Raw genomic sequence first — 9,434 nt, 5'->3', positions numbered from 1 at the left:
CATGTATCTACATTATTTACATAAATACCGTTCGTCCCTGAAGACAGTACTTTACAACCCGAAGGCCTTCGTCGTACACGCGGCGTTGCTCCGTCAGACTTTCGTCCATTGCGGAAGATTCCCCACTGCTGCCTCCTGTAGGAGTCTGGGCCGTGTCTCAGTCCCAGTGTGGCCGTTCACCCTCTCAGGCCGGCTACTGATCGTCGCCTTGGTAGGCCTTTACCCCACCAACTAGCTAATCAGACGCGGATCCATCCATTAACGATAGCATGTTCAGAGGCCATCTTTCCTTATCCCATGATGCCATGGGATAAGCTTATCCGGTATTAGCCCTCGTTTCCAAGGGTTGTCCCGGTCTATTGGGTAGGTTATCCACGCGTTACTCACCCGTCCGCCACTAACTAACGTCTAGCACTCAGTGTTCTTCATGTTCTTTCTAATAAACTGTGTTGGCACTTTATAATGCGTGGAGCTCTCTCTTCGTTCCACTACGTTCGAGCTCTCGCTTTAACCAACTTCACTGAACACTCAGTGCTAAACGTTAGTCCGTTCGACTTGCATGTGTTAGGCACGCCGCCAGCGTTCGTCCTGAGCCAGGATCAAACTCTCCATAAAATTTATGAAGAAAATTTGATTGCTCAAATTGTCTTTACTCATTTGACGAGTCATTGGCTGTTCCTTGTTGTTTAGTTTTCAAAGACCATTTTGTTTCGCCACTCTCGGTGACGGAATCTTAGTTTAGCAGATTGATTTTTAATTGTCAATCGCTTTTTTTACACTCAATTTTTCTTGGAAAATTCGGTTACACAACTGAGCGCTTGATTATATTATCATGCTAGAGCTCAAGTGTCAATCACAAATTATCATCAAATTTTTCCCTATTTCTCACCTTAAGATTACTCATCCCTACCAGGGGTGTGCAAAGGATTTATTTCCATAGAAACAGCTTGGTATTCATTAATTCTTGCTTAATATACTCATACTCGGGATCAGTTAAACCAAAGATGTCTTTGACTTGCCTATCGATTGCATTATAAAGACTGTTAACTTCCCCAGGATCACAGCTCTTTAATAGAGATTCAACTTTGGTAACAATATGATATTGTTGTCTTTTGTTTATTAGTGGAATGGGAATACTTTCGATCTGGGAACGTAATACCTTCAATGATTTGAATTGGCGACTATAAAAATATTGGGCGATCCTAGAATTCAACACAGCTAAAATATACTTAACGCTGAGTCCTTCAATTTTGGGGATAAGGATATTCGCGCTGTTTAACGTCAAGGCCTGGGTATCATCATAGGCAAAAACCAAACACCCACCTATAAAGCGATAAATTAATTTTTCTTTTGCTCGATAAAGCTCGATAGGTGCAACTTGTTGGAATTTATGGGGATGAAACTTGATTTTATATTGAGCAGGAAGGCATTTATATTTAAACACATCACTTCCTCGATAGATAAACTCAAAAATATCGGATTCATCGTCTATCTCTTCATGCGTTATTTTATTAGAAAGAAACTTTCTATTATCCCCTGTTACAATTCCCAAAGCAAAGTCCGCATTATGCTTTAAGTAGGTTACGTCCACCGAAGACTTTAATCTTTCAATTAATCTCACTTCAGCATCGGTGAGATCAAAATTCCAAAGGTCAATATCCACTGTCCGTTCCTTAGCAATTGTAAACACTTTCTGACGAGAGACAATCTGAGCTCCCTTTACTGAAAACTCTTCTGCATTTTTTTGATAGGTTAAGGTCATTGCCGGGCATTGTACTCCGTCAAAAGCATCTTCCCAATAACGTATTCGTTTAATTTGGCATGCATTCATTAAATATTTTCGAATAGGGCGGTGAATCTTTACCTGCAAAAGTGATTGAGGCAAGATCAAGCTGACCACGCCTTTATTTACCACTGATCTTAGGCCAAACTCTGCAAAAACACAAAAGGATTCCACGGTCGTAGCCCGTGCCGAGGGATAAAGTTTCTTAAGCTCTTTTTGCTCCCCGGGGCTATATTTGAATCCCCAAGGTGGGTTACCTATTACAACATCAAATTTCCCTGCCAATTTACCCAGTAAAGGGTTAGCACATAAAAAATTCCTGTAGAGCAGCTCTACATCTGCAGTCTTTGTTAGAAGAGCCATGTTGATACGGGTCAGACTTACACTAAGAGGACTGATATCGTACCCATGCAGCCCTTCCAGATTTTTAATATATTTATAAGCATACATCAAAAAATTCCCTGTTCCACAGCAGGGATCAAGGATCTTAATATCCTTATGAAGCATCGGTTTGAGCCAATCCACGGTATCTTTGACCACAGTTAGGGGGGTATAATAAACCCCTTTGGATTTGCGTTCTTCCAAGTTCTGCAACGACATGGAGAGTAGACCCAAAAAATCCTGCTCGTTTATGTAGTCAATGTAAAAATTCAAGGCAGGAGATAGTTTAACCAACTGCAATTCAATATCCTTTATATCTCCTAAAAGGTCATCAATTAAAACGGAATAACGATCTGCGAATCTTGCGTCTTTCAGGTAATAACGCAGGAAGCAAGTGGAATCAGTCCTCTTAGGCTCAAAGGAAATCATTTTGCGGCTGGTCAGTAGTTTTAAGGCATACTCTGCCAGAATCACTCGCTCATAGCCTTCGGCTAAATCTATACTATCGAGGCACGATATAATTTTCCCAACAACCTCTATCCCCTCTTTACTCTGGATATAGGTCTTAGGGATATAAGTACCACTGATGTAGTTTTTATTGCGCCGACTTTTTAACTTAGAGTTATTACCACGCTTTATATCAAATAATAAGGCTTCTATGTCCTTTTTTAAAAAAAGATTCTTATTCCCTTTAATATCAATAGGTTTAAGGGTACTGTTTTTAATCCAATTTATAGCCGTAGCCTTGGATATAGATAAGAGATCGCACACCTCATTGAGTTCGAAGCAGTCTTCTCTAGTTAAAAAATCCATTCCTTACCCCCGTAAAAAAGAAACCCCAAAGACATTGTCTTGGCTTTCGTCGCTTCCCTGAAGCCTTGTTATCCCACATAGTAGAAAGGCGAAATCGCCGGTTCCTCTTATACTAGCGATATAAAAATTATACTTCCTGATATGTATGAAAAAACGCCACAAACTTTGCGACGCCTATGATACCTTTGGAGCGGAAGACGGGATTCGAACCCGCGACCCTCGGCTTGGGAATTCGATTCTTCTGGTCCTACCTATTTCTATCCAATCGCAATTAAGCTTCTCTATTGAATTTATGAGGTGAAAGTTTAGTTTTATATACTGCCTATTATGAATCAAATGGTCTTCCTATCTGTATAGTATTTTGGAGTATATTTCGCATATTGTCAACAAGGGACTCTTCCTAGTTTATTTGAAGCCTCTATACTAGAACGTATAACGGTTATAATTCTTGACATCCACCAAGTTCAATAATTATTTAGGCGTGGGTCAACCATACTAAATTTTCGCCTCTGTCACATTTAAGGAATTTCAATTCATATGATGGCTGTGCCTCCATCCTCTGAGATTACCACGGATGCCCGTTTAGTTTACAATATTGGGCGTTATATAATAAGAAAGAAACTTTGCCACCAGGGCCAGTTGGAACAGCTATACTAGGTACCGCCGGGTTTTCCTTTCATCTAATCCATTCAATCACTGATGTTAATCTTTTCGTGGTCTCTATTGCAGAATCTTTAAAGTTTTTTCTTAGTTCTCAATATGTCAGGTTAATTCTCTCTCTTTAAAATCATCCTTATTATTTGAACCAAAATAAACATTGGTAACAAGGAGCCAAAAACCAAAGACTTTTTTCCAACTTTTATAAAAAAAAAGGAGAAAATACTGCGGTAAAAAAGGTTCTGGAAAGTATATGATAAAGGATTCGAGTTAGTAGTATAATGCGTAAAAGTAGGAAAAGGCGCACTACCAAGGTAATACGCCTTTTAAATTTCTGCCACCTTCAATAATGGATGCTGTAATTATCCAACTAATAATAACATGTTTAAATCTAGAACCAACACAAATCCTAGCTTTACATTACTTTTAATTAGAAAAGGCGTCGATTAAATCGTCTCATCTCAAATCTTTCAAATGGATCGAATTCAAATCTCTCAAATGGATCCATTACCCCAAATCTCTCGAACCTTTCGAAAGGATCAAAGAAAAAGGGGAAAAAGGGAAATCTCCCAAATCCAAAACGTTGCATATCTTAATTGTCTCCTTTCGTTATAGAAGTGTGATTTTAAAAAACGTATTAAAAGATAACACCCAAAGCATTAAGAATTAAGATAGCTATAGCGATTCCTTGATACTGATTCTTTCACGACGACCACAATCATCTAAATCAATATCACCCAATGCATCTGCATACCCTCCTTTATCTAAAGATAGTACATGATATGCACAAGCTGGGTGGCTTGGAACAATATGGAAAATGGTTTATTTTTCTGTAGAAATTCTATTTAACTTTTATTCGGGAAGAGTTTTGAAAGATTTGAAGTGGAGTAATGTATTTAAATTTGAAACCTTTATTGCACGACATTCTTATTATGCGAAGTAATTATCCAAAGGGAACTAGCCATACTGCTTTGATCCCAACAAAGGAACCATCCGAATCATCCAAGCCATCAAACGCAAAAAGCTAGATGGTGAAGAAAAATCCAGGCTTATTTTTTCTGAACCAAAATCAAAAAAAGGCAAACGAGAACTTCCATTGTTGCCTATAGTGGTTAAAGAGATAAAGCGTTTTCAGGTTATAAGGCGGCAAGAAAAGCTCATCCTGGGGCCTGAGTATAACGATAGCGGATTACTCTTCACAACGCCCCTAGGAACGCCTATAGAGCCACGTAACCTGAATAGGAAGCACAGCAGTATTATTAAGGCCGCAGGCATCAAATCAATCCGTATACACGATTTAAGACATACTGTAGCTACACTTCTACTGGATGACGGAGAAAATCCTGTTAACGTGAGCAGCCTACTAGGACATTCAAGAACAAGTACTACATTAGATATGTACGGTCATAGTTCACTGGAGGGAAAAATCAGAGCTGTATCCCGTTTAAGTAACAAAATTAAGGCTGTAAAATAAACCGGATCAGTCCGGTTTTTCTTTTTTGGTCAAGATGTCGTCTGAATGCCGTCAAGTCAATTTAGGGCATAAGAAAACAAAAAGAAAAAACGCCGCAAACTTTGCGACGCCTATGATACCTTTGGAGCGGAAGACGGGATTCGAACCCGCGATCCTCGGCTTGGGAAGCCAATGCTCTACCGCTGAGCCACTTCCGCATTGAACAGTATTAATTATAGCAAAAAATACTAATCCGTCAAGCTTTTTCATCTCGCCAATTTTTGAGCGCTTTCCGGGCCCCTGAGATGGTCATGGGAATTTCGTCTAGAGCAAAGCCATCTTTAAACTTTAAAATCTCCATAAGGTGGCCTATTCTCGGCAACCTAAGATTCACGTTCCGCAGCTTTTCTCTTTTGGCAAAGACCTCACCGCAGGTTCCTTCTAAGACCACTTCTCCCTCATCCATAACAAAAACCCTATCACAATAGAGGGGAACGATATCGATATCATGAGTGGCAATAAGAATCGTTAAATCCATTCCTTTTTGAGTTTCTAAGAGAAGTTGCATAATCTCCGAGATTCCTTTAGGATCCAGCCCTGCTGTGGGTTCATCCAGTACCAGGACCTGGGGTTCCATGGCTAAGACTCCGGCAATAGCGGCACGCTTTTTCTGTCCAAAGCTGAGGGCGTGAGTGGGCTTATTGCGAAGATGAGAAATACCCGTTCTTTCTAAAGCATGCTCTACCCTTCTCTGTGCTTCGTCCTTAGGCAATTGAAGATTAAGCACTCCATAGGAAACATCCTGATAGACACTTGCCGAAAAAAGCTGGTTGTCCGGATCTTGAAACACCATTCCAACAGCTTGCCTAAGGTTCAAGAGTCCCTTGCGCGAGTAATCAACGGGCTGTCCATCAAAAAACACTTCTCCAGAAGAGGGCTTCAAAATTCCGTTTAAATGTTGAAACAGCGTGGATTTACCTGCTCCATTTCCTCCTAATAGTGCAGTAACCTGACCCTTGGGAATCGTTATAGTGATACCCCTAAGAGCATGGGTCCCGTCAGGATAGTGGTAGTGCAAATCCTTAAGCTGTATTATGTTGTCCTGCATTATACTCTCATTCATATTCTTTCCTCAAGTCTTTAAGATGGTCTATTTCATTTCAAAAATAATGCCAAGAAAATCAATACTCCGTTAATCAGCGCGGCCAGAAACACTAACTTTTTATTATTCTCATAGGTTTCTTCCAGGACCTTGATCTCTCCATCATATCCCCGGGCTTCTAAAGAGGTATATAACTCATTAGAACGTTTATAAGCTCGAATAAACAAGACAGACACCATACTCCCCATAGAACGATATCCGGATCTAAGATTGATATAGCCCAGCCGAGAATTTTGAGCAATCAGCATGGTCGCAGCAGTCTCTAAAAGCACGAAGATAAAACGATAAATAAGTCCCATCATCTCCACCATAAGCTTGGGCAGTCTGAGCCTCCTCAATACGGACAACAAATCCACCATGGGAGTGCTTAGAGATAAAAAATAGAGGCAGGATACGGAGCCGAGTACCCGGAAAAAAAGATTAATACCTTCACGTATCCCGCTTTCTGAAATTCCCACCCAATACCCTGCTATGGAATAAGCCCATAAAAAGCTATATACATCACGAGAAATATTAATGGCGATCGTAAAAATACCGATAACTAAAAATGACATAGGAACGATCATCAATTTGAGCCATACGGAGAAGGGGGCGCCTCCGAAAAAAATAGTAGCTCCACTCATAAGTACAATCACAGCTATGGAGACAACCATTTGATCGGCCCATAGACATACCCCCAGAGTTAAGAAGGCAAAAATGAACTTTTGCATAGGGTCAATCGCTTTAAGCCGAGAGGCATAAGCATAGGTATCCGTATTCAGCATATTATTTGAAGCCTCCTCCCACCCTTTCGGTGAGCACTAAGTAGTTTTCTGGATTCCCGCTCCATATGGCTCAAGTCGTTCACTCAGTCTTATTCCGTCCTTTATAATAACCTAAGCCGAACCCGATGACCCCTGCTCCTAAGCCTGCTTGAAGGGCAAAGAGCAGACTCTCAATTTCCCCACTGGCAGGCTCAAAGAAGGGGGAAAACCAAGGCTCATAATCCTCCTGAATAGTCATGATTTCTTCCTCCGCCAAGCCATCTGCCCCGCCAAATTCAGCGTCCTTGATAAGAATTAACGGAGCCACAGTTATGGCAACCACGAGCAGTAATAACAACAGATTAATCTTTAAAGTCGATCGCTTTGTTTGTTCTACACCTGAATTCGCCATCTTTACGCCTCCTTTGTCAACAGCTTAAGATCTTGCAGCTCACTTTTTCCGTAGCTGGCCAGTGCATTGAAGATGATTACAGTCAGTATCCCTTCACTAATAGCCAGCGGGATTTGCGTTACAGCAAAGATGCTCATAAATTTAGTAAGAGAAGCAGCAATTCCTCCGACTTCTGAAGGGAAAGCCAGGGCCAGTTGAATCGATGTGGTTACATAGGTGGATAAATCACCTAAGGAAGCAGCCAGAAACACACCTAACCATTGGGGGCCTTTGAATTTTTGTACAAGTTTATAAACACCATAAGCGACAAAAGGACCGACCACTGCCATGGAAAAAGTATTGGCTCCTAAGGTAGTCAATCCGCCATGGGCCAGGAGCAATGCCTGAAACAAAAGAACAATAACTCCAATAACCGCCATAGCCGTCGGTCCAAAAAGGATCGCACCAAAACCTACCCCTGTTGGGTGCGAGCAGCTCCCGGTAACCGAGGGCAATTTAAGAGCAGACAGAACAAAAACAAAAGCTCCTGCCATGGCTAAAAGAATTTTCAGCCGTGGATTAAGGGAGATCGTTTTCTTGATCGAAAAGATACCTAACACGACAAAGGGTATGGTTAAAGCTCCCCAGGAAATCGCCCAACCCGGCTGTAAAAAACCCTCCATAATATGCATAGCCGATGCTTTATAGGGAATTAAAAACATCATTAGGACTAAACCAACAAAGAGCTGTATTCGTTTGGACATACTCCCCACTCCTTCACTTTTGATAGGACAAATTCTTTGTGAAATAACCTCAATGCAGGTGCCATGTACACCTTAAGCCTATATACATCTGATACTTATCTGATATGCAAAAAACCCTTCTTTGCAGAAGGGTTTGCTATCCTGTATCAGATAAGAATATCTTGAACACTGATATCCACCTCCCCAACATCCCGTAGGTTCCTTGAATTTAGAGAGTAAGCAGGTTTCCTGGCTCAAGTTCATCATTAACCCACGTCTTCCCAGATAATAATCCAGTGACATCATTGTGAGTCAACTCCCTCTTACAGTGGCGGGCACCGCGTCAGCTTAACTGACTTCCCTTATGACTTTTCTTACGAAAAATCAACTCAACTCTCTATATTTAATTTCAAGAACATTATAGCAACTTTTCTAAGTAAATTGTATATTAATTATGGAGAAAACTAATATTAATTAGTTCATCTCTCTAATTTTTTCGATTTATCATCTAATGGAAGACCAGATTTCGCTGATCAAACGATTTAAAAAGAGCTAAATGGTGATATTAATTCTTATCGATAATATAAAAGAAAGTTAAGGAGAGAAAAAAATGCGAAAGTACATTGAAGAGTTCTTAGAACAGAAGACCTGGGCAGTTGTTGGAGTCTCTAAGGATCCGGCTAAATTTGGCACTAAAGTATACCATAGGCTCAAACAATCCGGTTATACAGTCTATCCTATTAATCCAAAACTCTCAGAGATAGACGGCGAACCTTGCTTCCCCTCATTAAATGCCTTACCCGTTCTTCCTGATGTGGTCAGCCTCATCGTTCCTCCCCATATATCGGAACAAATTGTCGACCAATGTGCCCAGTTAGGTATCAAAAGAATCTGGATGCAGCCTGGCGCCGAGAGTGATGAAGCTTTATCAAAGGGGCGCGAAAACCATATCAAGTTAATCACCCATGAATGCGTCCTGGTTGAAACACGCCCCGGAAGATAGGCCTACCGCTTTCGCTCAATAGGCTCAAGCCTATAACAACAAAAAACCGTACTGACATCAGTACGGTTAAATCTTGCCTATGGAGCGGGTGATGAGAATCGAACTCACGTAACTAGCTTGGAAGGCTAGCGCTCTACCATTGAGCTACACCCGCAGGTGTGGTAGCAGGGGAGAGATTTGAACTCTCGAATGAGCGGGTATGAACCACTTGCCTTAGACCACTTGGCTACCCTGCCATGGCTCCCCGAGCAGGACTCGAACCTGCAACCTACCGGTTAACAGCCGGTTGCTCCACCATTGAGCTA

The 9,434-nt window shown here is 41.1% G+C and carries 7 protein-coding genes, 3 tRNA genes, 1 riboswitch and 1 other annotated feature; of the genes, 2 read left to right on the top strand and 8 right to left on the bottom strand.

The genetic code is table 11. The annotated features are described in order from the left end of the window. Positions 1-607: a sequence feature (16S ribosomal RNA rRNA prediction is too short), on the bottom strand. A gap of 321 nt (positions 608-928) precedes the next feature. Continuing rightward, positions 929-2,977, bottom strand: coding sequence for a TaqI-like C-terminal specificity domain-containing protein (locus DESPCE1_RS0110385; RefSeq protein WP_019850435.1), 2,049 nt, complete (start codon positions 2,975-2,977; stop codon positions 929-931). A gap of 1,648 nt (positions 2,978-4,625) precedes the next feature. On the opposite strand from DESPCE1_RS0110385, the gene DESPCE1_RS21340 reads away from it, so the two are divergent. Beyond that, the gene (locus tag DESPCE1_RS21340) at positions 4,626-5,108 is read left to right on the top strand and encodes a tyrosine-type recombinase/integrase (RefSeq protein WP_084813867.1); all 483 of its coding nucleotides are present in this window, start codon (positions 4,626-4,628) and stop codon (positions 5,106-5,108) included. A 122-nt stretch (positions 5,109-5,230) separates the two neighbouring features. On the opposite strand, the gene DESPCE1_RS0110370 is transcribed toward DESPCE1_RS21340, so the two are convergent. From DESPCE1_RS0110370 to DESPCE1_RS0110350, 5 genes are all read right to left on the bottom strand, one after another. Further along, positions 5,231-5,305: transfer RNA gene (locus DESPCE1_RS0110370), tRNA-Gly, on the bottom strand. 38 nt (positions 5,306-5,343) lie between these two features. After that, on the bottom strand, positions 5,344-6,195 hold the full coding sequence (locus DESPCE1_RS0110365) for an ATP-binding cassette domain-containing protein (protein WP_028305533.1): 852 nt from the start codon (positions 6,193-6,195) through the stop codon (positions 5,344-5,346). Between the two features lie 47 nt (positions 6,196-6,242). Next, positions 6,243-7,013: a cobalt ECF transporter T component CbiQ gene (gene cbiQ, locus DESPCE1_RS0110360; RefSeq protein WP_019850431.1), complete on the bottom strand. Its 771-nt coding sequence runs from the start codon at positions 7,011-7,013 to the stop codon at positions 6,243-6,245. Positions 7,014-7,092: 79 nt separating this feature from the next. Next, positions 7,093-7,404, bottom strand: coding sequence for an energy-coupling factor ABC transporter substrate-binding protein (locus DESPCE1_RS0110355; RefSeq protein ID WP_019850430.1), 312 nt, complete (start codon positions 7,402-7,404; stop codon positions 7,093-7,095). A 2-nt stretch (positions 7,405-7,406) separates the two neighbouring features. Continuing rightward, positions 7,407-8,147 (bottom strand): energy-coupling factor ABC transporter permease, encoded by a 741-nt coding sequence (locus DESPCE1_RS0110350; RefSeq protein ID WP_014793949.1) that lies wholly within the window; start codon positions 8,145-8,147, stop codon positions 7,407-7,409. Between the two features lie 200 nt (positions 8,148-8,347). Further along, positions 8,348-8,534: riboswitch (cobalamin riboswitch) on the bottom strand. Between the two features lie 202 nt (positions 8,535-8,736). Between DESPCE1_RS0110350 and DESPCE1_RS0110345 the strand changes: the two genes are divergently transcribed. Beyond that, complete coding sequence (locus DESPCE1_RS0110345) at positions 8,737-9,129, top strand: CoA-binding protein (protein WP_014793948.1); 393 nt, start codon at positions 8,737-8,739, stop codon at positions 9,127-9,129. A gap of 80 nt (positions 9,130-9,209) precedes the next feature. Here the strand turns inward: DESPCE1_RS0110345 and DESPCE1_RS0110340 are convergent. Further along, positions 9,210-9,283: transfer RNA gene (locus DESPCE1_RS0110340), tRNA-Gly, on the bottom strand. A 5-nt stretch (positions 9,284-9,288) separates the two neighbouring features. Then, a tRNA-Ile gene (locus DESPCE1_RS0110335) sits at positions 9,289-9,365 on the bottom strand. Between the last annotated feature and the right edge of the window lie 69 nt (positions 9,366-9,434).

The organism is Desulfitobacterium sp. PCE1 (assembly GCF_000384015.1).
Taxonomy (GTDB): Bacteria; Bacillota; Desulfitobacteriia; order Desulfitobacteriales; family Desulfitobacteriaceae; genus Desulfitobacterium; species Desulfitobacterium dehalogenans.
Note: the sequence above shows the minus strand (reverse complement) of the source record. Positions and strands in the feature narration are given on the sequence as shown.

Excerpts from the sequence above, each read along its gene's own strand:
- DESPCE1_RS0110385 (WP_019850435.1), bottom strand. The coding sequence starts at position 2,977 with ATGGATTTTTTAACTAGAGAAGACTGCTTCGAACTCAATGAGGTGTGC.
- DESPCE1_RS0110365 (WP_028305533.1), bottom strand. The coding sequence starts at position 6,195 with ATGCAGGACAACATAATACAGCTTAAGGATTTGCACTACCACTATCCT.
- cbiQ (WP_019850431.1), bottom strand. The coding sequence starts at position 7,013 with ATGCTGAATACGGATACCTATGCTTATGCCTCTCGGCTTAAAGCGATT.
- DESPCE1_RS0110355 (WP_019850430.1), bottom strand. The coding sequence starts at position 7,404 with ATGGCGAATTCAGGTGTAGAACAAACAAAGCGATCGACTTTAAAGATT.
- DESPCE1_RS0110350 (WP_014793949.1), bottom strand. The coding sequence starts at position 8,147 with ATGTCCAAACGAATACAGCTCTTTGTTGGTTTAGTCCTAATGATGTTT.
- DESPCE1_RS0110345 (WP_014793948.1), top strand. The coding sequence starts at position 8,737 with ATGCGAAAGTACATTGAAGAGTTCTTAGAACAGAAGACCTGGGCAGTT.